Raw genomic sequence first — 21,996 nt, 5'->3', positions numbered from 1 at the left:
GCAATGCGGTGATGCCAGATCTCACTCCCCAAACCCGGGGCGCCTCATGCTCAGGACTTGGGTTCGAAGGTCTTCGTCAGCGTCCGCCAGGTCTCCTTGCGCAACGCGCCGTCCCAGCCGGCCGCCTTCGCCGTGTACATCAGCGCGTACCCCTGCCGGTCGTCGACCACGAAACCCCGGTCGATCGTGCGGTACTTGGTGCCGCCGTCCGTGTAGGTGAACTCCCAGTCGGCCGTGTTCCAGCCGCGGTACTCCACCTTCTCTATGCGGATCTGCTTGTACTGCGCGCGCACCATGTAGCGCTCCTGGTTCTTCCAGTCCGCCACCGGGTCGCCCTTGGGCGTGGACGTCCAGGCGATGAGCAGCTTCTGCCCGTCGGGCCCGGTGAAGCGGTCGCCCGCCGCACCCGTGGACTGGTACTTCCACCCCTTCGGCAGACCGATCGAGTACCCCTGGTCACCCTGGTGAGTCGACTTCACCGCGGTGCCCTTCCCGCCGCCGGTGCCGCCCTCGCCCGAGGAACCGTTCGCCCCGCCGCCCGGCTTGCCGTCCGAGGCGGGCCCGGACGGGGCGGGCTGGGTCTCCCCGCTGTCCGTGCGCGTACCGCCTTCGTCGTCGCCCTTGGTGCTGCTCGACGCCGTCGCGACGGTCTTCCCGCCGCCCGCACCGGAGGCGCCCTCCGAGTCCTTGCCGTCACCGTTGAGCACGATCGCGAGCACGGTGCCGATCACGGCGAGCACCACGACCACCGCGATGATCATCAGGGTCCGCCGCGGCACCACGTCGGTCAGCGGCGCCCGGGGCACGGGCCGCGGCGGCAGGTCCGGCGGCGGCACGACGGGCCACCCCGAACTCCGCCCACCGGACGCCGTCTTCGCTTCCGGCCCGCTCCGCTCAGCGGAACCGGCGGCCGCCGCCGGGCCCGGCTGAGCCCCGGACGCATCCGCGGCACCGCCCCGGCCCGCCCCGCTGTCCGACTCGGTGGAGGCCGTACCCGCCGCCGGGGAAGAACCCTTGCCGGCCCCGGACTTGCCCCCCGACGTGGCACCGGCGGCCGATCCAGCGGCAGCCGTCCCCACGGCAGCCTTGCGCACGGAACGCAGCGCCCCGCGCAGCCGCTCCCCGGCCTCCTCGCCCCGCTTGCCCCCGGAGCCCGAGGAACCGCCCTTGCCCGAGGACCGGTCCGGCTGCGCCGGCAGCGGCACGACCTTCGTCGCGTCCAACGGCTCCGCCTCGGCCTTCTCGGGCGCGCGCAGGACCGAGTTCAGCATCGCCCGGGCGCCCGCGTCGTCCAGCCGCTGCGCGGGGTCCTTCGTGAGCAGCCCGTGGATGACGTCCTTCAGCGGACCCGCGTTCTTCGGCTCCTCCAGCGGCTCGGTCATCACGGCCGTGAGGGTCGCTATGGCCGACCCCTTGTCGTACGGCGGCGCGCCCTCCACCGCCGCGTACAGCAGCCCGCCGAGGGACCACAGGTCGGCCGCCGGGCCCGGCTTGTGCCCGCGCGCCCGCTCCGGGGAGATGTAGGAGGGCGCGCCGACGAGCATGCCCGTCGAGGTGATGGACGGGTCGCCCTCGACCTGGGCGATGCCGAAGTCGGTGAGCACGACCCGGCCGTCCTCGGCGATCAGCACGTTCGACGGCTTCACGTCGCGGTGCAGGATGCCCTCGCGGTGGGCGGACCGCAGCACGTCGAGCACGGCGAGCCCGACCTCGGCGGCGCGCCTCGGTTCGAGGAGGCCGTCCTCCCGGATGACCTCGGCGAGCGACTTGCCCTCGACGAGCTCCATCACGATCCAGGGCCGGTCGTCCTCCTGGACGACGTCGAAGACCGTCACGGCGCTGTTGTTGCGGATCCGCGCGATCGCCTTGGCCTCGCGCAGCGTCCGCGTGATCAGCCGCCGCTTCTCCTCCTCGTCGATGTTCGACGGGAACCGCAGCTCCTTTACGGCGACCGTCCGCCCGAGGGTCTCGTCCTGGGCCCGCCACACCGTGCCCATGCCTCCCCGGCCGAGCACCTTGCCCAGCCGGTAACGCCCCGCGAGGAGACGCTCCCTGTTGTCCTGACGAGTGTCCTGACGAGATGTGCCCGCCCGCTCCGCCTCCGACATGCGTCCCCTCATACAACCCGCCCTGACAGAGCCTCCATTGTCTCTCACCCGACAAGTGCCCGGCGCCCAGGGGCCCCCTGGCGGGCACCCGCGGGCCCGCCCCGCGGGAACCCGGGTGCGTCCCGCCCCGCGCGGCCTTGCATGATGGGCCCTGATCAGGGAGGAGCCCGCATGCCGCCGTTTCGGACATTGCTGGCACTGCCGGTGGCAGCCGCCCTGTTCGGTCTGCCGCCGGCCGACTCGTCCGCCCTCTCGATGCCGCCCGCCGACGCGGTGCTGCCGCTGCTGGTGACCCAGGGCAGGGTCCCGGCCGCGGCACTGCTGGCCCAGGAGGGGACCACGACCCGCTATGCCGGCACCGAGCCGGGCATCGCCCGGCCGGACCACTTCCGCGCCGGGAGCATCACGAAGACGTTCATCGCGACGGTCGTGCTGCAACTGGCCGCCGAGCACCGGCTGTCGCTGTCCGACACGGTGGAGCAGCACCTGCCGGGTCTGGTGCGAGGAGCGGGCAACGACGGCCGCGGGCTGACCCTGCGCTCCCTGCTCACCCACACCAGCGGACTGCACGACTTCACCACGGACACCGACGGAACCGCGCCCGTCACACCTCGTCAGGCCCTGAACATCGCTCTCACCCACCCCCCGTCCGAACGCGGCCGCTTCGCCTACTCGAACACCAACTACGTCCTGCTCGGCATGGTCATCCAGCAGACCACCGGCCACTCGTACGCCACCGAGGCTAAGCGCCGCATCATCACTCCCCTGCGTCTGACAGGCACCTCCTTCCCCGGATCCCGCACCACGCTGCCCTCTCCGCACGGCCGGGCCTACGCCGCCGACGGAACCGACGTCACCGAACTCGACCCGCGGGCGGCCGGAGCCGCGGGTGAGCTGGTGACCACACTCGCCGACCTGGACCGCTTCTACTCGGCCCTGCTCGGCGGCCGGCTGCTGCCCCCGCACTGGCTGCGCGAGATGCTCGACACCCGCGCCGCACACGGCGCGTACGGCATGGGGCTGTTTCCCGAGAAACTTCCGTGCGGCACGACGGTGTGGGGGCACAACGGGCACATATCCGGCAGCTACGTGCGCACCGCAGCCACCGCCGACGGCCGGCGTGTCCTCACCTTCCGCGTGAACACGGACGCGATAGCAGATCACGGCCTTGAACCCGCCTTACTCGCCGCCGAGTTCTGCCCCCGCACCTCGTAGAACGTCCCGGTTCCGAACGGAGATCCCGTTTCCCGACACTCGTTCGGGTGATACCGGGAGCGTCCTCCCGGGACAGGTGCCTACAACGGCACGATGTCCGGCGCCCCCAGCCGCGCCGCGTCCGCCGTCAGGTCGTCGGGCTGCCGCTGCGACTCCCGCTCGGCCTCCACCCGCTTCTGGTAGTGCTCGACCTCGCGCTCGATCTGGTCCTTGTCCCAGCCGAGGACGGGCGCCATCAGCTCGGCGGCGTCGCGTGCGCTGCGGGCGCCCCGGTCGAAGGTCTCGATCGAGATGCGCGTGCGCCGTGTCAGCACGTCGTCCAGGTGCCGCGCCCCCTCGTGGGAGGCCGCGTACACGATCTCGGCGCGCAGATAGTCGTCGGCCGCCGCCAGGGGCTCGCCCAGTGACGGGTCCTCCGCGATGAGCGCGAGGAGTTCCTCGGTCATCGTCCCGTAGCGGTTCAGCATGTGCTCGACCCGCACCACGTGGAGTCCGGTCCGGGCGGCGATCCGCGCCCGCGCGTTCCACAGCGCCCGGTAGCCCTCGGCGCCCAACAGCGGCACGTCCTCGGTGACGCACTCGGCGACGCGCATGTCGAGCCCGTGCACCGCCGCGTCCACCGCGTCCTTGGCCATGACCCGGTACGTCGTGTACTTGCCGCCCGCCACGACGACCAGCCCGGGCACCGGATGCGCCACGGTGTGCTCGCGCGACAGCTTGCTGGTGGCGTCCGACTCGCCGGCGAGCAGCGGCCGCAGGCCCGCGTACACGCCCTGGACGTCGTCCCTCGTGAGCGGCACGGAGAGCACCGAGTTCACGTGGTCCAGCAGGTAGTCGATGTCCGCGCTGGACGCGGCCGGGTGGGCCTTGTCGAGGTCCCAGTCGGTGTCCGTGGTGCCGACGATCCAGTGCCTGCCCCAGGGGATGACGAACAGCACCGACTTCTCCGTGCGCAGGATCAGGCCGGTCGTGGAGTGGATCCGGTCGCGCGGTACGACCAGGTGGATGCCCTTGGACGCCCGGACGTGGAACTGGCCGCGCTCCCCGACCATGGCCTGGGTGTCGTCCGTCCACACGCCGGTGGCGTTGACGACCTGCTTGGCGCGGATCTCGTACTCGCCGCCCCCCTCGACGTCCTGCACCTTCGCGCCGACGACCCGCTCGCCCTCGCGCAGGAAACCCGTCACGCGGGCGCGGTTGGCGGCCTTGGCGCCGTAGGCCACCGCCGTGCGCACCAGGTTCGTCACGTACCGGGCGTCGTCCATCTGCGCGTCGTAGTACTGCAACGCCCCGACCAGGGCGTCCTTCTTCAAGCAGGGGGCCACACGCAGGGCGTGAGAGCGCGTCAGATGACGGTGCACCGGCAGGCCCCGGCCGTGCCCGCGCGCCATGGACATGGCGTCGTACATGGCGACGCCCGACCCGGCGTACAGCCGCTCCCAGCCCTTGTGCTGCAACGGGTACAGGAACGGCACGGGCTTCACCAGGTGCGGGGCGAGCCGCTCCAGCAGCAGGCCGCGTTCCTTCAGGGCCTCGCGGACGAGTGCGAAGTCGAGCATCTCCAGATAGCGCAGGCCGCCGTGGATGAGCTTGCTGGACCGGCTGGAGGTGCCGGACGCCCAGTCGCGCGCCTCGACCAGACCGGTGGACAAGCCCCGCGTCACGGCGTCGAGCGCGGTGCCCGCACCGACCACGCCTGCACCCACGACCAGCACGTCCAGCTCGCGCTCGGCCATGGATGCGAGTGACTCGGCGCGTTGCGCCGGTCCGAGTGTCGCTGTCCTCACCGCTGCCTCCCGCTCATCGGTCGTGCGGGCCGCACCCGTCGGGCGAGGCCCCGTCCGTATCCCCCTGCCCAGATTCTGACCGGGTTGCCCGGCTTCAGCCACCACGGGCCCGCAGCCTGTGGACAACGCTCACGGAACACTCACCGAAACTCGGCCGGGCAATCCCGCATATCGGTCATATTTACTCCTAGTCTGACATTGCGCTCGCCCGTCCTGTCCACAGGGCTTGCGCACCTGTCCCACTTCGGCTATCGGGAAGGACGGCCGCCATGCCCGCAGATCTCGCCGTCATCGGACTCGGCCCGTACGGCCTGCCCCTGGCCCAGGCCGCCGTCGCCGCCGGCATCCCCACCATCGGCTACCGGACCGGACCCGAGGCGGGCTCGCTCAGCCCCGCCGAACTGCGCCGGATGCTCTCGGGGGGCTTCCGGCCGACCACCGACCCGGCCGAGCTCGGCCGGGTGCGCACCGCAGTCATCTGCGCGCCGACCCCGCGGGGCGCGGACGGCGGACTCGACCTGAGCCAGCTGGAGGCGGCCGCCCGCACCCTGGCCGCCCAGCTGCGCCCGCACACCACAGTGATCCTGGAGTCCCCCGTGTACCCGGGGACGACGGAGGAATTCCTGCGTCCGCTCCTGGAGGAGGGCTCCGGTCTGCGCGCCGGCCGCGATTTCCACCTCGCGTACTCCCCCAGCCGCGTCGACCCCGGCAACCGCGACGTCACACCCGCGACCACCCCCAAGGTCATCGGCGGTCTCACCCCGGCCTGCACCGAGTCGGCCGCCGCGTTCCATGCACGGCTGACCGACAAGGTGGTACGCGCGCGTGGACCCCGCGAAGCGGAGACCGTGCAGTTGCTGGAGACCAACTACCGGCACGTGAACATCGCCCTCGTCAACGAGATGGCCGTCCTCTGCAACGACCTGGGCGTCGACCTCTGGGACGTCATCCGCTGCGCGGAGACCAAGCCGTTCGGCTTCCAGGCCTTCCGCCCCGGCCCCGGCGTCGGCGGCCACTCCGTCCCCCAGGACATGACCGCAGGCGGCGGCCGCGGCCTGCGCATGGTGGAGCTGGCCCAGGAGGTCAACAACCGCATGCCGGGCTACGTCGTCCAGCGTGCCGCCACACTCCTCAACGAACACGGCAAGTCGGCCCGGGGCGCCCGCGTGCTCCTCCTCGGCGTCACCTACAAGCCCGACCTCGCCGACCTCCAGGGCACTCCGGCCCGGGAGATCGCCCTGCGTCTGAGGGAACTGGGCGCGACGGTCAGCTACCACGACCCGTACGTCCCGTCCTGGAGCGTCTACGACCACCCGGTCCCCCGCGCTGACTCCCTCTACGAGGCAGCAGCCGACGCGGACCTGACCATCCTCCTCCAGCAGCACCGCACGTACGACCTCCAGGGCCTGTCGGTGAAGGCCCAGCTGCTGCTGGACACGCGCGGGGCGGCGCCGACGGGGGCGGCGCATCGGTTGTGAAGGGGGGCACGCGGGGTGCGTGAGCCCAGGCGACTGGTGGCATGAGGTACGCGGCGCGGGTACCTTACGGACACAGGTGGAGCCCACCGCAGCGGTCACTGCGGCAGGCTCCTGGATGGATCACGGAGTGTCCGCCCCTAGTCTTCCTGGGGGCGGCCGCTCACCATCCGAAAATCCGCAAGATCCACCTCCTCCGGCACTGCACCGTCCGAAACGGAGCCGGTCCCAGCGGGTGGGCTTGCGGTGACGTCCCATGGGCGCCCCCTTCCACGACGCCGCCCATTGACCCGGTAGGCGGCACGTCGGATTTCGGGCCGGGCCCCGAGGGCCGGGGTCCGGACCGTGTCCTTGGAAGGGGGCTCCCAGAAGAACCTGGGCGCCGATCAAGGACACTAGCGTCTCGAAACCGCCCCCCACGGGGCCGAACGGCCCGAAGGCACCCGTGCGCCCCCCAACGGCAACACGCGCCCCGCCAGAGCCACTTGGGCACGCAGAAGGGCCCGGCCACTCCCCCGAGCGACCAGGCCCTTCTCAGCCGGAACGGACTACCGGCGGTGCTGCGAGTCCGCCACCGTCACCTCGACGCGCTGGAACTCCTTGAGCTCGCTGTAGCCGGTCGTGGACATGGCGCGGCGCAGGGCGCCGAAGAGGTTCATCGAGCCGTCGGGGGTGTGGGACGGACCTGTGAGGATCTCCTCCAGGGTGCCGACCGTGCCGAGGGCGACCTTCTTGCCGCGCGGCAGCTCCTCGTTCACGGCCTCCATGCCCCAGTGGTGGCCCTTGCCCGGGCCGTCGGTCGCGCGGGCCAGCGGGGAGCCCATCATCACCGAGTCCGCGCCGCAGGCGATCGCCTTGGGCAGGTCGCCTGACCAGCCGACACCGCCGTCCGCGATCACGTGCACGTACCGGCCGCCCGACTCGTCCATGTAGTCACGGCGCGCCGCGGCCACGTCGGCGACCGCCGTCGCCATGGGGACCTGGATGCCGAGCACGTTGCGCGTGGTGTGCGCGGCGCCGCCGCCGAAGCCGACGAGCACACCGGCCGCGCCGGTACGCATCAGGTGCAGGGCCGCCGTGTACGTGGCGCAGCCGCCGACGATCACCGGGACGTCCAGCTCGTAGATGAACTGCTTCAGGTTGAGCGGCTCGTGCGCGCCGGAGACGTGCTCCGCGGAGACCGTCGTACCGCGGATGACGAAGATGTCCACGCCCGCGTCCACGACGGCCTTGGAGAACTGGGCGGTGCGCTGCGGGGAGAGCGCGGCGGCGGTGACGACGCCGGAGTCGCGCACCTCCTTGATGCGCTGCCCGATCAGCTCCTCCTTGATGGGGGCCGCGTAGATCTCCTGCAGACGGCGGGTCGCGGTCTCCGCGTCCAGACCGGTGATCTCGTCGAGCAGCGGCTGCGGGTCCTCGTAGCGCGTCCACAGGCCTTCGAGGTTCAGTACACCGAGGCCGCCGAGCTCGCCGATGCGGATCGCGGTGGCCGGGGAGACGACCGAGTCCATGGGGGCGGCCAGGAAGGGCAGCTCGAAGCGGTAGGCGTCGATCTGCCAGGCGATCGAGACCTCCTTCGGGTCCCGCGTACGGCGGCTGGGGACGACGGCGATGTCGTCGAAGGCGTACGCCCGGCGGCCGCGCTTGCCGCGCCCGATCTCGATCTCAGTCACGTCTGTGGCCTTTCCCTGATGCGTTGCAGCGTCTTCCAGTATCGCCGACGGGCACGGCGAGGGCGGCCCCGGATGCTCCGGAGCCGCCCTGGGAGGCCGGCCGCTACTTGCTGCGGCTGTAGTTCGGTGCCTCGACCGTCATCTGGATGTCGTGCGGGTGGCTCTCCTTGAGGCCGGCCGACGTGATCCGGACGAAGCGGCCCTTGGTCTCCATCTCGTCGATGGAGGCGGCGCCCACGTAGCCCATCGTCTGGCGCAGACCGCCGACGAGCTGGTGCAGGACGTTGGCCAGCGGGCCGCGGTAGGGCACCTGGCCCTCGATGCCCTCGGGGACGAGCTTGTCGTCGGAGCCGACCTCGGCCTGGAAGTAGCGGTCCTTGGAGTACGACTTGGCCTGGCCGCGGGACTGCATCGCACCGAGCGAGCCCATGCCGCGGTACGACTTGAACTGCTTGCCGTTGATGAACTGCAGCTCGCCCGGGGACTCCTCACAGCCGGCGAGGAGGCTGCCCAGCATCACGGTGTCGGCGCCGGCGGCCAGGGCCTTGCCGATGTCGCCGGAGTACTGCAGGCCGCCGTCGCCGATCAGCGGGATGCCCGCCGGACGGGCCGCGAGGGACGCCTCGTAGATGGCGGTGACCTGCGGGACACCGATACCGGCGACCACACGCGTGGTGCAGATCGAGCCGGGGCCCACGCCCACCTTGATGCCGTCGACACCGGCGTCGATCAGCGCCTGGGCGCCGTCACGCGTGGCGACGTTGCCGCCGATCACGTCGACGCCGACGCTCGACTTGATCTTCGCCATCCAGCTGAGGGCGTTGCTGTTGTGGCCGTGCGAGGTGTCGACGACCAGGAAGTCCACACCGGCACCGGCGAGCGCCTGGGCACGCTCCAGGGCCTCGGGGCTGGCTCCCACGGCCGCACCGACGAGCAGCCGGCCCTCGGAGTCCTTGGCCGCGTTGGGGTACTGCTCGGCCTTGACGAAGTCCTTGACCGTGATGAGGCCCTTGAGGACACCCGCGTCGTCGACCAGGGGAAGCTTCTCGATCTTGTGGCGGCGCAGCAGCTCCATGGCGTCGGCGCCGGAGATGCCGACCTTGCCGGTGACCAGCGGCATCGGCGTCATGACCTCGCGCACCTGACGCGTGCGGTCGGTCTCGAAGGCCATGTCGCGGTTGGTGACGATGCCGAGCAGCTTCTTGTTGCCGTCGGTGACCGGGACGCCGCTGATGCGGAACTTGGCGCACAGGGCGTCGGCCTCGCCCAGCGTGGCGTCGGGGTGCACCGTGATCGGGTCGGTGACCATGCCGGACTCGGAGCGCTTCACCAGGTCGACCTGGTTGACCTGGTCCTCGATGGAGAGGTTGCGGTGCAGCACGCCGACACCGCCCTGGCGGGCCATCGCGATCGCCATGCGCGACTCGGTGACCTTGTCCATGGCGGCGGACAAGAGCGGGATGTTGACCCGTACGTTGCGGGAGATGCGGGACGAGGTGTCGACCGCGTTGGGGAGCACTTCGGATGCACCCGGCAGCAGCAGCACGTCGTCGTAGGTCAGCCCGAGTGTCGCGAATTTACCGGGCACTCCGTCGACGTTGGCAGTCATGACACCTTCCCCAAATGGCCTTGATCGGTGCGGATGTCCATGCTAACGGGAAGCGAGGCTGTCTCATTCCACGGTTCCGCCTGGCTCCGGGCTTCGTATGTTCGTACGGAAGCGGCGCACCGCCTGTTCAACTGAGGGGTTCTTCAAGCAGGGCTACTGCTCGGCCAGCGCCCGCAGCCGGCTCAGCGCCCTGTGCTGCGCCACCCGGACCGCACCGGGTGACATTCCCAACATCTGACCGGTCTCCTCGGCCGTCAGCCCCACCGCGATCCGCAGCAGCAGCAGCTCCCGCTGGTTCTCGGGGAGGTTGGCCAGGAGTTTCTTGGCCCATTCCGCGTCGCTGCTGAGCAGGGCGCGCTCCTCCGGGCCGAGGGAGTCGTCCGGGCGCTCGGGCATCTCGTCGGAGGGCACCGCCGTCGAGCCGGGGTGGCGCATCGCCGCGCGCTGGAGGTCGGCGACCTTGTGCGCGGCGATGGCGAAGACGAACGCCTCGAAGGGACGCCCGGTGTCCCGGTAGCGCGGCAGTGCGAGGAGCACCGCGACGCAGACCTCCTGCGCGAGGTCCTCCACGAAGTGCCGGGCGTCGCCCGGGAGACGGGACAGACGGGTGCGGCAGTAGCGCAGGGCCAGGGGGTGGACATGGGCGAGCAGGTCGTGCGTCGCCTGCTCGTCCCCGTCGACGGCGCGGTGGACGAGCGCACCGATCGCGCCCTGGGCATGGGCCGCCTCGTCGTCGCGCATCGGTCCATGGTGCCTTGCGGCCGCCGGCTGCGCGGCACCGCTCCCGTTGTTGTGCACCGAAGCGTTATGAGCAGGTGCGCCGGCACTCATCCGCTGCGCCCTCCCCTTCCGCTCGACCGACTCGTCCCCGAGGAACTCCACACCCTCAAGGATGCGGCATCCGCGGCGAAACGAGCAGCGGGCATCCGGCGAACCCCCGGTTCACCCGCGCCCACCTGGCATTCCGTGCCCTCAGCAGGACCGCTGGGGCCTGCCGTTCGAATCATCCCGGGGAGGTGGGGCCTCGCCTGCACCCTCCCGGGCTCTCGGCCTCCCCCGGGCCGGGGCAGATCCCTGACGGCGCTGTCGCCGGCCGCCGGCGTCCGTCCACGCCGGTGCGGCTCGCGCGGGGGCATCCGGGTGCCCCCGCCCTCCGGTCCTGGCCGGAGGCCGCGCGTCGAAACCGGCCCGATCCGAAGGACGGACGTGATCCGAACGACAGGCCCTAGCGCACCAGACCCCACCGGAAACCGAGCGCCACGGCGTGGGCCCGGTCCGAGGCGCCGAGCTTCTTGAACAGGCGCCGGGCGTGCGTCTTGACGGTGTCCTCGGAGAGGAACAGCTCGCGGCCGATCTCCGCGTTGGAGCGGCCGTGGCTCATGCCTTCGAGGACCTGGATCTCACGCGCGGTGAGCGTGGGCGCCGCGCCCATCTCGGCCGAGCGCAGCCGACGCGGGGCGAGCCGCCAGGTCGGGTCGGCCAGGGCCTGGGTCACCGTCGCGCGCAGTTCCGCGCGGGAGGCGTCCTTGTGCAGATAACCGCGGGCACCGGCGGCGACCGCGAGGGCCACGCCGTCCAGGTCCTCGGCGACGGTGAGCATGATGATGCGCGCACCGGGGTCGGCGGACAACAGCCGCCGGACCGTCTCGACGCCGCCCAGTCCGGGCATGCGTACGTCCATCAGAATCAGGTCCGAGCGGTCGGCCCCCCAGCGGCGGAGGACTTCCTCGCCGTTGGCCGCCGTCGTCACGCGCTCTACGCCGGGCACGGTCGCGACCGCACGACGGAGCGCCTCTCGGGCAAGCGGGGAGTCGTCGCAGACGAGGACGGATGTCATGACCGCCCTCCGCAGCTGATGCGCGTCACCTTGAGCCTCCAGGCTGGTACGAAATCGTCACCTGTGCGGTCGACCGTCTCGGACGCCCGCCCGAGCGCTTGTTCCTTCAACCGCCTCGCACTCTCAACGACGGTCACTCGAAAGAGTTACGGGGGCGGCTGCCATCTTCGGCACTCTACGTGAGGGGGCGGACACGGTGCAGATATGCGCAGCAGACCCTCGAACTTTCATCACAACCTATGCCCCATTTAGACCCATTTCTTCCGCTTTGCCAGTGTCTGGAGCTAGATTCGCAATGAGTCATATTTTCATCTCCTTAGATCGTAGTTGTACGGTCGTAGACACCGGATCCGCCCAGAACGGCTACAAGGGGTCACGTAATGGCAGATTTCTCCCGCCTTCCCGGACCGAACGCGGACCTGTGGGACTGGCAGTTGCTGGCTGCCTGTCGTGGCGTGGACAGCTCGCTCTTCTTCCATCCGGAGGGTGAGCGCGGTGCGGCGAGGAGCGCTCGTGAGAACTCGGCCAAGGAGGTCTGCATGAGGTGCCCGGTGCGCGCCGAGTGCGCTGCCCACGCCCTGGCGGTGCGTGAGCCGTACGGCGTGTGGGGCGGGCTGACCGAGGACGAGCGCGAAGAGCTGATGGGGCGGGCGCGCAACCGGCTGGTGTCGGCGACGGCATCGGGCGGGCACACCGCCTCGAACAACTGAAGTAACGTTTCTGCGAATGGGCACGCGCACGCGTGCCGTTGGTTTTTGGACGCGCCGGCCGCGCTAGCGGCGGGCGGCCCGGGCCAGCTGATCGAGCGTCGCCGCCACGGCCGGGACCTGTGCGAGGTCGGGCAGGGTGAGCGCGACGATCTCCCGGCGCACCGCCGGTTCGAGGCGAACGGTGCGCACACCCCGGGGCCGTACCGATTCGACGGCCAGCTGGGGCAGCACGGCCACGCCCAGACCGGCGCCGACGAGGCCGACGACGGCCGGGTAGTCGTCGGTCGCGAAGTCGATGCGCGGGGTGAAGCCGGCCGCCGCGCACACCTCGACCAGCTGTCCGCGGCAGCGCGGGCAGCCCGCGATCCACGGCTCCTCGGTCAGCTCGCCGATGTCGACGGACTCCGCGCCCGCGAGCCGGTGCCGCTCCGGCACGAGTGCGACGAGCCGGTCCGACAGCAACGGCCGTACGACGAGGTCGTCCCACTCCTCCGCGCCCGCCGCCCCCTCGTAGCGGAAGGCGAGCGCCACGTCGCAGTCGCCCTCGCGCAGCAGTCCGACGGAGGCGGGCGGCTCGGCCTCCTCCAGGGAGACGCGGGTGCCCGGGTGCGCCTCGCGCAGCGCGGCGAGGGCCGTGGGGACGAGGGTGGAGCTGCCGCTGGGGAAGGAGACGAGCCGGACCCGGCCCGCGCGCAGCCCGGCGATGGCGGCGACCTCCTCCTCGGCGGCCGTGAGCCCGGCGAGGATGCCGGCGGCGTGCCGCACCAGGGCCTCGCCGGCCTGGGTCAGGCGCATCTCCCGTCCGGTGCGGATCAGCAGAGGCGTGCCGACGGAGGTCTCCAGGGCCTTCATCTGCTGGCTCACGGCGGGCTGGGTGCAGCCCAGCTCGCGGCCGGCGGCGGAGAAGGAGCCGGTGGTCGCGACGGCGCGCAGGACGCGGAGATGACGTGCTTCGATCACCCTTCGAGAATAAGTCACCCTTTGATGTAGCTGCGAATAATGCGTCGACGCTTTGGGGAGCGGTCGCCTACCTTTCGGGCATGAAGCTTCTGTCAGTGAATCTGGGCCGCGCCGAGGCCGTGCCGTACACCGACAACGCTGAGGGCGTGACCGGGATCGACAAGCGGCCGGTCGACGGGCCGGTGCGGGTGTCCGCGCCCGGGCCCAAGGGCGTCGGAGGGAGCGGGCTGGCCGGGGACGCGGTGTGCAAGCTGGAGCACCACGGCGGCGACGACCAGGCGGTGTACGCCATGGCCCGCGAGGACCTGGACGAATGGGAGCGCGAGCTGGGCCGGACGCTGGCCGACGGCGCGTTCGGCGAGAACCTCACGACCCGCGGTCTGGACGTGTCCGGTGCCCTGATCGGCGAGCGCTGGCGGGTGGGGCCCGAGGTGGTGCTGGAGGTCACCTCCGGGCGGATCCCGTGCCGTACGTTCCAGGGCCATATGGACGAGAAGGGCTGGGTGAAGCGGTTCACGCAGCGGGGTGCGCCCGGGGCGTATCTGCGGGTGATCGTGCCCGGGGAGGTCCGCGCGGGCGATGCCGTCGAGGTCGTGCACCGGCCCGGCCACGACGTGACGGTGGCCCTGCAGTTCCGGGCGGTCACGACCGAGCGGACGCTGCTGCCCCGGCTGCTGGCCGCGGGCGAGGCGCTGCACCCGGAGGTGCTGAGGATGGCGCGGGAGTACGAGGAGAAGTACGGAGCCTGATGGCCGCTCACCACGCCTGTCTCCACGGACCCTTCACCACGGACGGCCCCCCGGGCAAGCGGATGCACCCAGTCCGGGTCACTAACCTTCTGCCATGACAACGGCTCTGATTACGGGATCGACGGCAGGCATCGGGGCCGCGTTCGCGCGGCGACTGGCGGCGGACGGGCACAACCTGGTGCTGGTGGCCCGCGACACCAAGCGGCTTCGCGAGCAGGCGACCGAGCTGCACGACCGGCACGGCATCGAGGCGGAGGTGCTGACGGCCGACCTGGCCGAGGACAAGGGGATCGAGGCGGTGGCCGGGCGCCTCGGCAACCGCAAGAACCCCGTCGACCTGCTGATCAACAACGCCGGGTTCGGCAACAAGGGCCGTTATCTCGACGTCTCCATGGCCGACGAGCTGCGGATGCTCAAGGTGCACTGCGAGGCGGTGCTGCGGCTGACCTCGGCGGCGGCCGAGGCCATGCGCGAGCGCGGCCGCGGCGGCGTCGTCAACGTCGCGTCGGTGGCCGCCTTCGTGCCCCGCGGCACCTACGGCGCCTCCAAGGCCTGGGTCGTGCAGTTCACCCAGGGCGCGGCGCGCGACCTGGCCGGCAGCGGCGTACGGCTGATGGCGCTCTGCCCGGGCTTCGTGCGCACCGAGTTCCACGACCGGGCCGGGATGGGCACCGACAACATCCCCGGCTGGATGTGGCTCGACGCGGACAAGCTGGTGGCGGCGGCGCTGCACGATCTGGCGCGCGGCAAGACGCTGTCCATTCCGGACCCGCGCTACAAGGCGCTGATGGGGGCGGCGAAGCTGGTGCCGCGGGGGATGCTCGGGGCCGTTTCCTCCAGGACGGGCCGGAAGTACGGGCCGCAGTAGGCGCTCGCGGCCGGCCCGGCCGGCTCCTCCTCCCGGGCCGGGAGGCATCCGGGCCGGCCTCTTGGGACAATGAAGCTGTTCAGCCGGACCCAGGGGGGCCGGAGGCGAGGCCATGACCTTCGTACAGCTCATCGAATGCAGGACCAGCCGGCTCGACGAGATGAACCGGCTGATGGACCGGTGGGTCGAGCAGACCAAGGGGAAGCGGACCGCGTCGCACAGTGTGGTGGCGAAGGACCGGGCCGACGCGTCGCACATCGTGGAGATCGTGGAGTTCCCGTCGTACGAGGAGGCGATGCGGAACTCCGGGCTGCCGGAGACCGACCGGATCTTCCAGGACATGGTGGCGCTCTGTGACGAGACGCCGACCTTCACGGACCTGGACGTGGTGCGGGACGAGCAGCTGTACGCGGCCACCGCCCGCAGGTTCTTCGAGCTCGCGCCCGGGCAGGGGGACGCGCCGCCGTTCAACGACGTGTTCATCGAGGACTACCACGACCACGATCCCGCCAATGTGCAGGACGTCATCGGGCTGGACGCGCTCCGGCGCGAGGTGGAGGTGTGGCGGGGCGGGTTCGACTTCTCGTTCACGATCGACGACCAGATGGCGCAGGGCGACCGGGTGTGCACCCGGTGGACCTTCCACGGGCGTCACACGGGCGACTTCCTCGGGATCCCGCCGACCGGGCAGGACGTCACCATGACGGGGACGACCGTGCACCGCTGCACACCGGACGGGAAGATCGCCGAGGGCTGGTGGCAGTACGACCGGCTGGGGCTGATGCAGCAGCTCGGGGCGCTGGAGCCTACGGAGCTCTGACCTCGCGGCACTCCTTCGGTCCGCCGGTACGGCTGGCGATGGTGCGCGCACGCCAGGGACTCGGGGTGTGGTGTCCACCTCCGGGTCGTGGTGCCCCCTGCGCAAAGTCGGCGCCGACGGACGACCGCCTTGGTCCTGCGCACCTTGCCGACCTCCGCGATGCCGAGGGCGCACGAGGTCAACCGGAAGCAGTGGCCACCCTGCTCGCCCTCCCCCTGCCCATCGTCTCCTGAGTGCCACACGGCCGCCGACGCCCCGGCCTCACCCCAGGTCCGTCCGGTCGGGCGGGCCGGTGTCGTGCGCGTCACGCCGGGCCGACGGCCCTCCTGCGGCGTACATGACCGCCGACCAGTCGCGGTTCCTCCGGGTGGCACGAGGGCTCGGCGGCGTAGTCCCGGTGTAGACGGTCGCCGACGTGCGGGCCAACAGGTCAGGACCCGGCTGCCCGGGAAGGCGGTGCCAGCACTGGGGGTGGACGAACGTCGGCAGAAAGGGCCCACTGGCCGGCGTCACACCGCCCTACTGGGACATCTACGTGTGCGACCTGGGCGTTGCGCCCCAGTAGTCGGCCGCCCGTTCTCCGGTCAGTGCCCGGCATAGGTCCATGCCGCTCGGGTCCGCCGACGAGCCGGCTCCCGGGCACCGGCCGTGGTTCCTAGTGGTCGACCGCAGAGTCCGATGGGGCGCACGGAATCCCGGCCTTCGTCGGACACGGCGGCAGCGGAGGCGGATGCGCGCGCAGGGCCGGGTCGGTGCGGCCGATCTCCGTCCGCCCGCTGAGCACGGTGACCAGCCGACCCAGACGGCGACGGGTGAGTCCCCCACCACGCTCAAGACTTCGGGCGTGAAGATCAACATCACGGAGTTCGATCGCAGCAAGTCCTGGTGAGCCGCCGGGCGGAGGTCACAGGACGCGGAAGGGGTACGGCCGCCGGACGGCTAGTCGCCTCCGCCACCGCCCCCTCCGTCCCCACCGCCGCCGTCCCCACCGCCGCCGTCACTGCCGCCCCCGCTCCCGTCGCCCCCGTCCCCGCCGTCGCTGCCCCAGCCGTCGCCGCCGCCGGGTTCGTTGTCGACGCGGTCCCTGCCGAGGTTGCTGAACCAGGGGTGGTCCCAGGTGTCCTCGTCCGTGGCCCGGCGGCGTTTCACGGCGCGGAATCTGGCCAGGCCCGTCGTGTCGCCGAGGCCGAAGGACACCGCGACCGCGTGGGCCATGACGGCGTCCAGGGGGTCGGGGCTCTCGTGGTGCACGTCGGCAAGCGGCAGCAGCACCGAGCCGGGCGGGGGGCCTGGCCACCGTGAGGGGCGGGTCAGCAGCGCGACCCGCTGGTCGTCGCGCAGCAGCCACGAACTCTCGGCGTCCTCGCGGCGCAGGGTCCAGAGCCGGTCCGGCAGGCGGATCTCGACTTTGCTCTTGGACTTGCGCGCCTTCTTGCGCAGTTCGAGCCGGGCGGTGAGGTCGCCGACGTACATGACCAAGCCGTTGGCCCGGTCGGCACCGTCGGGACGGTAGCCGTACGGCGCCCACAGGCGCACGGCGGGGGCGTGCGGGCCCCAGACGTCCACGCGTACCGAGCGCCGGTCCACGGCAACGGTCACCCGTCCGGCGGGGCCGGGCGCGTGGCGGCGCGCGATCCACAGCGGTACGCCCTCCGCCTGCGCCCGTGCGACGAGGTCGGCCACGTGGTCCGGCCCGCCGCACCTGCGCACCGCCAGTTCGCCCAGCGCGCGGGCGAAGTCGGCGGCCTGACGGACCTTCAGGGGGGTGGTGGTGCCGGTCACGCGGGTGACCGGGACGACGCCGGGGCCCTGGGGCAGCATCCCCAGGGGGCGTTCGGTGCCCCCGCCGCCGAGCCAGCAGCCCCGCAGGAACGCTTCTGCCATGGCGGCGAGATTCAGCTCGTCCAGTGGGGTCGTCCTGCCGCCCCTGCGCAGTCCGTCCTCGGTGAGCCGCACCGTCCGCGCCAGCGGGTTGCGGGACCGTTCCCCGTAGAGCACCTGGTTCATCCCTACCCCCTTTATGATCCGCCTGCTCTGCGGGTAGACCGTCGCCGACCCCGGCGCGGTTCCCAGACCGGCGGAGGAGGGCACACGGCGAAGGCCCGGCAGCCCCGTCTCCGGGGTGCCGGGCCTTCGCTCGGGCTCGGGCGGGCCGACGTCGTCAGCCCTCAGCCGTCATGCGTCATGCCTCATGCGTCAGTGGGAGTGACCGTGGCCGTGGCCACCGGCGGCCGGCTCCTCCTCTTCCTTCTTCTCGACGACCAGGGTCTCGGTCGTGAGGAGGAGGGAGGCGATGGAGGCGGCGTTCTCCAGGGCGGAGCGGGTGACCTTCACCGGGTCGATGACGCCGGCCTTGACCAGGTCGCCGTACTCGCCGGTGGCGGCGTTGAAGCCCTGGCCCTTGTCGAGCTCGGCGACCTTGGAGGTGATGACGTAGCCCTCCAGGCCGGCGTTCTCGGCGATCCAGCGCAGCGGCTCGACGGCGGCCTTGCGGACGACCGCGACACCCGTGGCCTCGTCGCCGGTCTTGCCGAGGTTGCCCTCCAGGACCTTCACGGCGTGGACCAGCGCGGAGCCACCACCGGAGACGATGCCCTCCTCGACCGCGGCGCGGGTCGCGGAGATGGCGTCCTCCAGACGGTGCTTGCGCTCCTTGAGCTCGACCTCGGTGGCGGCACCGACGCGGATGACGCACACGCCGCCGGCCAGCTTCGCGAGGCGCTCCTGGAGCTTCTCGCGGTCCCAGTCGGAGTCGGTGGACTCGATCTCGGCCTTGATCTGGGCGACGCGGCCCTGCACGTCGTCCTTGTTGCCGGCGCCGTCGACGACCGTGGTGTCGTCCTTGGTGACGGTGACGCGGCGGGCGGAGCCGAGCACGTCCAGGCCGACCTGGTCGAGCTTGAGGCCGACCTCCTCGGAGACGACCGTGGCGCCGGTGAGGATCGCCAGGTCCTGCAGCATCGCCTTGCGGCGGTCGCCGAAGCCGGGGGCCTTCACGGCGACGGCGTTGAACGTGCCGCGGATCTTGTTCACGACGAGGGTCGACAGGGCTTCGCCCTCGACGTCCTCGGCGATGATCAGCAGCGGCTTGGAGGCGTTCGACTGGATGACCTTCTCCAGCAGCGGCAGGAGGTCCGCGATGGCGGAGATCTTGCCCTGCGTGATGAGGATGTACGGGTCGTCCAGGACGGCTTCCATGCGCTCCTGGTCCGTCACGAAGTACGGCGACAGGTAGCCCTTGTCGAAGGCCATGCCCTCGGTGAAGTCCAGCTCCAGACCGAAGGTGTTGGACTCCTCGACGGTGATGACACCGTCCTTGCCGACCTTGTCCATCGCCTCGGCGATGAGCTCGCCGACCTGCTGGTCCTGGGCGGACAGACCGGCGACGGCGGCGATGTCGGACTTCTCGTCGATCGGCCGGGCGGTCGCGAGGAGCTCCTCGGAGACCGCGGCGACGGCCGCGTCGATGCCCTTCTTCAGGGCGGCCGGGGAGGCGCCGGCGGCGACGTTCTTCAGGCCCTCGCGCACGAGCGCCTGGGCGAGCACGGTCGCGGTGGTCGTACCGTCACCCGCGATGTCGTTGGTCTTGGTCGCCACCTCCTTGACCAGCTGGGCACCGAGGTTCTCGTACGGGTCCTCGACCTCGACCTCGCGGGCGATGGTCACACCGTCGTTGGTGATGGTGGGAGCGCCGAACTTCTTGTCGATGACGACGTTGCGGCCCTTGGGGCCGATCGTCACCTTGACCGTGTCGGCAAGCTTGTTGACGCCGCGCTCGAGGGCGCGACGGGCGTCCTCGTCGAACTTCAGGATCTTCGCCATGGGAGCGTGAGCCCTCTTCCGGAATCTGGGATATACGGCACTGCGCCCCGGGCGCCCGGCTTCTCAGTGATCGCGGGGGCCAGGGGCGCAGTTCAAAGCAATGTGCTTGGGGTGAATTACTTCTCGACGATCGCGAGCACGTCGCGGGCCGAGAGGACGAGGTACTCCTCGCCGTTGTACTTCACCTCGGTGCCGCCGTACTTGCTGTAGAGCACGACGTCGCCGACGGAGACGTCGAGCGGAAGACGGTTGCCGTCCTCGAAGCGGCCCGGGCCCACGGCCAGGACGACGCCCTCCTGGGGCTTCTCCTTGGCGGTGTCCGGGATGACCAGGCCAGAGGCGGTGGTCTGCTCGGCGTCGAGCGGCTGGACCACGATGCGGTCCTCGAGCGGCTTGATGGCAACCTTGGAGCTGGTGGTCGTCACGATCCGACCTCCCCCTTCGGAGATCTCACGGGGTTAACTGTCTGAGGTGGCGACCAGGTGGATCCGTCGTCGCGGGTGCCGGACCTGCCCGTCGCTGTGTTGGCACTCTCCTAGGGGGAGTGCCAGAGCCGAGACTATGACTGCGATTAGCACTCGGTCAAGCGGACTGCTAATTGCCCCGCGGCGCGTCGGCCGGATGCTCTCCCCAGGTGGTCCTAAAGGTGGTCCTCCAGCCGCCCCACCCGCAGCCCCCGCTCCCCGATCTCCCGCAGCAGCCGCTCGGTCCGTTCCGTGAGGGTCAGTGACCCGGTCTCGCCGGACGGCACCGAGACGATGTCTCCGGCGCGCAGGCCGGGCTCGCCCCGGGTGTAGGCCAGTTCGCCGTGGGCGTCCAGGGACACGCGCCACAGGACGACCGCCGTGATGCCGCAGTCGGCTGCGGCGCGCAGGGTCGTCGTGTCGTAGGTGCCGTAGGGCGGGCGGAAGAGGCGGGGGCTGATGCCGAAGCGGGAGCGGAGCTTGTGCTGCTGGCCGCAGATCTCGGCGCGCTGCCCGGCGTAGGGCAGGCCGCGCAGGGCGGGGTGGTCGAGGGTGTGGTTCTGGATGGACGCGCCGACCGCGCGCAGCCGGGCGAAGTGGCCGTAGCCGGGCCCCACGACGCTGTCCGTGAGGAACATGCTGACCGGGAGCCGCCGTTCGCGGACGAGGCCGACGAAGCGGGGGTCGCGTTCGGCGCCGTCGTCGTAGGTGAGGAAGACGACCGGGTCGCGGGTGGGGACGTGGTCCACGACGGGGGGCAGCCGGCGGCTGTCGCTCGCCGCGCGTGCCGGGTCCTGCGCGCGGCCGTCGGCGGGGCGCGGCCGCTCCCCCGCGGGCCCGGCGCAGCCGGCCAGCAGGGCCGCGCACAGCACGGCGGCGGCCGGCCGCCTCACAGGTAGTCCTCCAGCCGCCCCACCGCGTACCCCTGGGCCGTGACCTTGTCCAGGAAGCGGCGGACCATGTCGGCCATCGTGCCCTTCCACTGGTCACGGCCCCGGAAGTGCGTGAGGACGATGTCCCCCGGGCGCAGCTTGCGGTCGCCCTCGCGGTACTCCCAGTGATCGGCGAAGACCTCCTGGTTCCACAGGGGCACGTACGCGATGCCGCAGGCCTTGGCGGCGCGCAGGGTCGCCCGGTCGTAGCTGCCGAAGGGCGGGCGGAAGAGGGCGGGGCGTTTGCCGAACCGCTTCTCCAGGTAGCGCTGCATGCCGCAGATCTCGCGCTTCTGCGCCCGGTACGACAGGCCCCGCAGGTTGGGGTGGTGGAGGGTGTGGTTGTTCAGGACCACGCCCTTGGACTGCATCCTCCGGAAGTAGCGGGTGTCGTCCTTGACCAGGTAACCGCTGAGGAAGGCGCTGTAGGGGACGTCCAGGTCGCTCATCATCCGAAGGAACGCCCGGTCCTTCTCGGCGCCGTCGTCGATGGTGAGGAAGACGACCTTGTCCCGGGTGGGGACCGTGGTGAAGACGGGCGGGAGGTTCGAGGTCCGGTGGCCGTTCACCTCGAAGCCCTTGCGGGTCCTGATCCTCGGCTTCTCGGCCGGGGGCGGCGGGGCGGCGAGCGGGGTCCTGCGCAGGTCCCAGCGGTGCGCGGCGGCGGCCCGGGCGGCGTGCGCGGCGCGCAGCTTGGCGGCGTAGGAGTCGAGTGCGCGGGCCGGGGGCGCGTCGAGGGGCTGCTGGCCGCCGGCCGGGGGGACCTGGTCGCCGCCGTCCTGCGCGCAGCCGGAGGCGATGGCGGCGAGCACGAGCACGGCGAGGCCGATCCGCACGCGCGCGGACGCACGCCCCCCTGCCCGACTTTTGTCATTTTGTACGACTGCTCGCATGGTGCCGGATCCTCGCAGCCCCTCCCGCCGATCCCGGCCCGACACCGCGGCCGGTGCCCCACCATCCACCGACT

Annotated in this window: 19 protein-coding genes; 7 read left to right on the top strand and 12 right to left on the bottom strand. The window is 71.4% G+C overall.

Annotation, left to right across the window (positions count from 1 at the left end; translation table 11 throughout):
- Positions 1-50: 50 nt before the first annotated feature.
- A complete protein-coding gene (locus HNR57_RS11315) occupies positions 51-2,108 on the bottom strand; it encodes a serine/threonine-protein kinase (RefSeq protein WP_184559413.1) in 2,058 nt (685 codons plus the stop codon).
- Positions 2,109-2,279: 171 nt separating this feature from the next.
- On the opposite strand from HNR57_RS11315, the gene HNR57_RS11310 reads away from it, so the two are divergent.
- Positions 2,280-3,323, top strand: coding sequence for a serine hydrolase domain-containing protein (locus tag HNR57_RS11310; protein WP_184559411.1), 1,044 nt, complete (start codon positions 2,280-2,282; stop codon positions 3,321-3,323).
- Positions 3,324-3,403: 80 nt separating this feature from the next.
- Here HNR57_RS11310 and HNR57_RS11305 read toward each other — a convergent pair whose 3' ends face one another.
- Positions 3,404-5,110: a glycerol-3-phosphate dehydrogenase/oxidase gene (locus HNR57_RS11305; protein ID WP_184559409.1), complete on the bottom strand. Its 1,707-nt coding sequence runs from the start codon at positions 5,108-5,110 to the stop codon at positions 3,404-3,406.
- A gap of 269 nt (positions 5,111-5,379) precedes the next feature.
- Here HNR57_RS11305 and HNR57_RS11300 point away from each other — a divergent pair, with 269 nt between their 5' ends.
- Entirely contained in the window at positions 5,380-6,588 is a 1,209-nt protein-coding gene (locus HNR57_RS11300; protein WP_184559407.1) for a nucleotide sugar dehydrogenase, read from the top strand.
- Between the two features lie 545 nt (positions 6,589-7,133).
- Here the strand turns inward: HNR57_RS11300 and HNR57_RS11295 are convergent.
- From HNR57_RS11295 to HNR57_RS11280, 4 genes are all read right to left on the bottom strand, one after another.
- Positions 7,134-8,258 (bottom strand): GuaB3 family IMP dehydrogenase-related protein, encoded by a 1,125-nt coding sequence (locus HNR57_RS11295; protein ID WP_033311552.1) that lies wholly within the window; start codon positions 8,256-8,258, stop codon positions 7,134-7,136.
- Positions 8,259-8,361: 103 nt separating this feature from the next.
- Positions 8,362-9,867, bottom strand: coding sequence for an IMP dehydrogenase (gene guaB / locus HNR57_RS11290; protein WP_031110302.1), 1,506 nt, complete (start codon positions 9,865-9,867; stop codon positions 8,362-8,364).
- A 153-nt stretch (positions 9,868-10,020) separates the two neighbouring features.
- Positions 10,021-10,608, bottom strand: a complete 588-nt coding sequence (locus tag HNR57_RS11285) for a sigma-70 family RNA polymerase sigma factor (protein ID WP_033311556.1) — start codon at positions 10,606-10,608, stop codon at positions 10,021-10,023.
- A gap of 484 nt (positions 10,609-11,092) precedes the next feature.
- Positions 11,093-11,704, bottom strand: a complete 612-nt coding sequence (locus tag HNR57_RS11280; protein WP_003948568.1) for a response regulator transcription factor — start codon at positions 11,702-11,704, stop codon at positions 11,093-11,095.
- A gap of 380 nt (positions 11,705-12,084) precedes the next feature.
- On the opposite strand from HNR57_RS11280, the gene HNR57_RS11275 reads away from it, so the two are divergent.
- Positions 12,085-12,414, top strand: coding sequence for a WhiB family transcriptional regulator (locus HNR57_RS11275; protein WP_184559405.1), 330 nt, complete (start codon positions 12,085-12,087; stop codon positions 12,412-12,414).
- Positions 12,415-12,477: 63 nt separating this feature from the next.
- Here HNR57_RS11275 and HNR57_RS11270 read toward each other — a convergent pair whose 3' ends face one another.
- On the bottom strand, positions 12,478-13,374 hold the full coding sequence (locus tag HNR57_RS11270) for a LysR family transcriptional regulator (protein WP_031133068.1): 897 nt from the start codon (positions 13,372-13,374) through the stop codon (positions 12,478-12,480).
- Between the two features lie 80 nt (positions 13,375-13,454).
- On the opposite strand from HNR57_RS11270, the gene HNR57_RS11265 reads away from it, so the two are divergent.
- The 4 genes from HNR57_RS11265 to HNR57_RS11250 all read left to right on the top strand — a co-directional run bounded on the left by HNR57_RS11265 (position 13,455) and on the right by HNR57_RS11250 (position 16,700).
- Positions 13,455-14,123, top strand: a complete 669-nt coding sequence (locus tag HNR57_RS11265) for an MOSC domain-containing protein (RefSeq protein ID WP_184559403.1) — start codon at positions 13,455-13,457, stop codon at positions 14,121-14,123.
- 94 nt (positions 14,124-14,217) lie between these two features.
- On the top strand, positions 14,218-14,991 hold the full coding sequence (locus HNR57_RS11260) for an SDR family NAD(P)-dependent oxidoreductase (protein WP_184559402.1): 774 nt from the start codon (positions 14,218-14,220) through the stop codon (positions 14,989-14,991).
- Positions 14,992-15,103: 112 nt separating this feature from the next.
- Positions 15,104-15,811 (top strand): ester cyclase, encoded by a 708-nt coding sequence (locus HNR57_RS11255; protein WP_184559400.1) that lies wholly within the window; start codon positions 15,104-15,106, stop codon positions 15,809-15,811.
- A 730-nt stretch (positions 15,812-16,541) separates the two neighbouring features.
- Positions 16,542-16,700 (top strand): hypothetical protein, encoded by a 159-nt coding sequence (locus HNR57_RS11250; RefSeq protein ID WP_184559398.1) that lies wholly within the window; start codon positions 16,542-16,544, stop codon positions 16,698-16,700.
- Positions 16,701-16,750: 50 nt separating this feature from the next.
- Here the strand turns inward: HNR57_RS11250 and HNR57_RS11245 are convergent, their stop codons facing one another.
- The 5 genes from HNR57_RS11245 to HNR57_RS11225 all read right to left on the bottom strand — a co-directional run bounded on the left by HNR57_RS11245 (position 16,751) and on the right by HNR57_RS11225 (position 21,865).
- Positions 16,751-17,818 carry a hypothetical protein gene (locus tag HNR57_RS11245; protein ID WP_184559396.1) on the bottom strand — a complete coding sequence of 356 codons (1,068 nt, stop codon included), beginning with the start codon at positions 17,816-17,818 and terminating at the stop codon, positions 16,751-16,753.
- A 189-nt stretch (positions 17,819-18,007) separates the two neighbouring features.
- The gene (gene groL / locus HNR57_RS11240; RefSeq protein WP_184559394.1) at positions 18,008-19,633 is read right to left on the bottom strand and encodes a chaperonin GroEL; all 1,626 of its coding nucleotides are present in this window, start codon (positions 19,631-19,633) and stop codon (positions 18,008-18,010) included.
- Positions 19,634-19,749: 116 nt separating this feature from the next.
- Positions 19,750-20,058 carry a co-chaperone GroES gene (groES, locus tag HNR57_RS11235; RefSeq protein WP_003974211.1) on the bottom strand — a complete coding sequence of 103 codons (309 nt, stop codon included), beginning with the start codon at positions 20,056-20,058 and terminating at the stop codon, positions 19,750-19,752.
- Positions 20,059-20,273: 215 nt separating this feature from the next.
- Positions 20,274-20,990 (bottom strand): polysaccharide deacetylase family protein, encoded by a 717-nt coding sequence (locus tag HNR57_RS11230; RefSeq protein ID WP_184559392.1) that lies wholly within the window; start codon positions 20,988-20,990, stop codon positions 20,274-20,276.
- Positions 20,987-21,865, bottom strand: a complete 879-nt coding sequence (locus tag HNR57_RS11225) for a polysaccharide deacetylase family protein (RefSeq protein WP_313673380.1) — start codon at positions 21,863-21,865, stop codon at positions 20,987-20,989. The genes HNR57_RS11230 and HNR57_RS11225 overlap by 4 nt, the downstream gene beginning before the upstream one ends.
- Positions 21,866-21,996 lie beyond the last annotated feature (131 nt).

Source organism: Streptomyces paradoxus (genome assembly GCF_014202475.1).
GTDB lineage: Bacteria > Actinomycetota > Actinomycetes > Streptomycetales > Streptomycetaceae > Streptomyces > Streptomyces paradoxus.
The sequence above is the reverse complement of the archived record's forward strand: the minus strand, read 5'-3'. Positions and strand labels throughout refer to the sequence as shown.

Coding starts and splice junctions, on each gene's coding strand:
- HNR57_RS11315 (WP_184559413.1), bottom strand. CDS start 2,108: ATGTCGGAGGCGGAGCGGGCGGGCACATCTCGTCAGGACACTCGTCAG.
- HNR57_RS11310 (WP_184559411.1), top strand. CDS start 2,280: ATGCCGCCGTTTCGGACATTGCTGGCACTGCCGGTGGCAGCCGCCCTG.
- HNR57_RS11300 (WP_184559407.1), top strand. CDS start 5,380: ATGCCCGCAGATCTCGCCGTCATCGGACTCGGCCCGTACGGCCTGCCC.
- guaB (WP_031110302.1), bottom strand. CDS start 9,867: ATGACTGCCAACGTCGACGGAGTGCCCGGTAAATTCGCGACACTCGGG.
- HNR57_RS11285 (WP_033311556.1), bottom strand. CDS start 10,608: ATGCGCGACGACGAGGCGGCCCATGCCCAGGGCGCGATCGGTGCGCTC.
- HNR57_RS11280 (WP_003948568.1), bottom strand. CDS start 11,704: ATGACATCCGTCCTCGTCTGCGACGACTCCCCGCTTGCCCGAGAGGCG.
- HNR57_RS11275 (WP_184559405.1), top strand. CDS start 12,085: ATGGCAGATTTCTCCCGCCTTCCCGGACCGAACGCGGACCTGTGGGAC.
- HNR57_RS11265 (WP_184559403.1), top strand. CDS start 13,455: ATGAAGCTTCTGTCAGTGAATCTGGGCCGCGCCGAGGCCGTGCCGTAC.
- HNR57_RS11260 (WP_184559402.1), top strand. CDS start 14,218: ATGACAACGGCTCTGATTACGGGATCGACGGCAGGCATCGGGGCCGCG.
- HNR57_RS11255 (WP_184559400.1), top strand. CDS start 15,104: ATGACCTTCGTACAGCTCATCGAATGCAGGACCAGCCGGCTCGACGAG.
- HNR57_RS11250 (WP_184559398.1), top strand. CDS start 16,542: ATGCGCGCGCAGGGCCGGGTCGGTGCGGCCGATCTCCGTCCGCCCGCT.
- HNR57_RS11245 (WP_184559396.1), bottom strand. CDS start 17,818: ATGAACCAGGTGCTCTACGGGGAACGGTCCCGCAACCCGCTGGCGCGG.
- groL (WP_184559394.1), bottom strand. CDS start 19,633: ATGGCGAAGATCCTGAAGTTCGACGAGGACGCCCGTCGCGCCCTCGAG.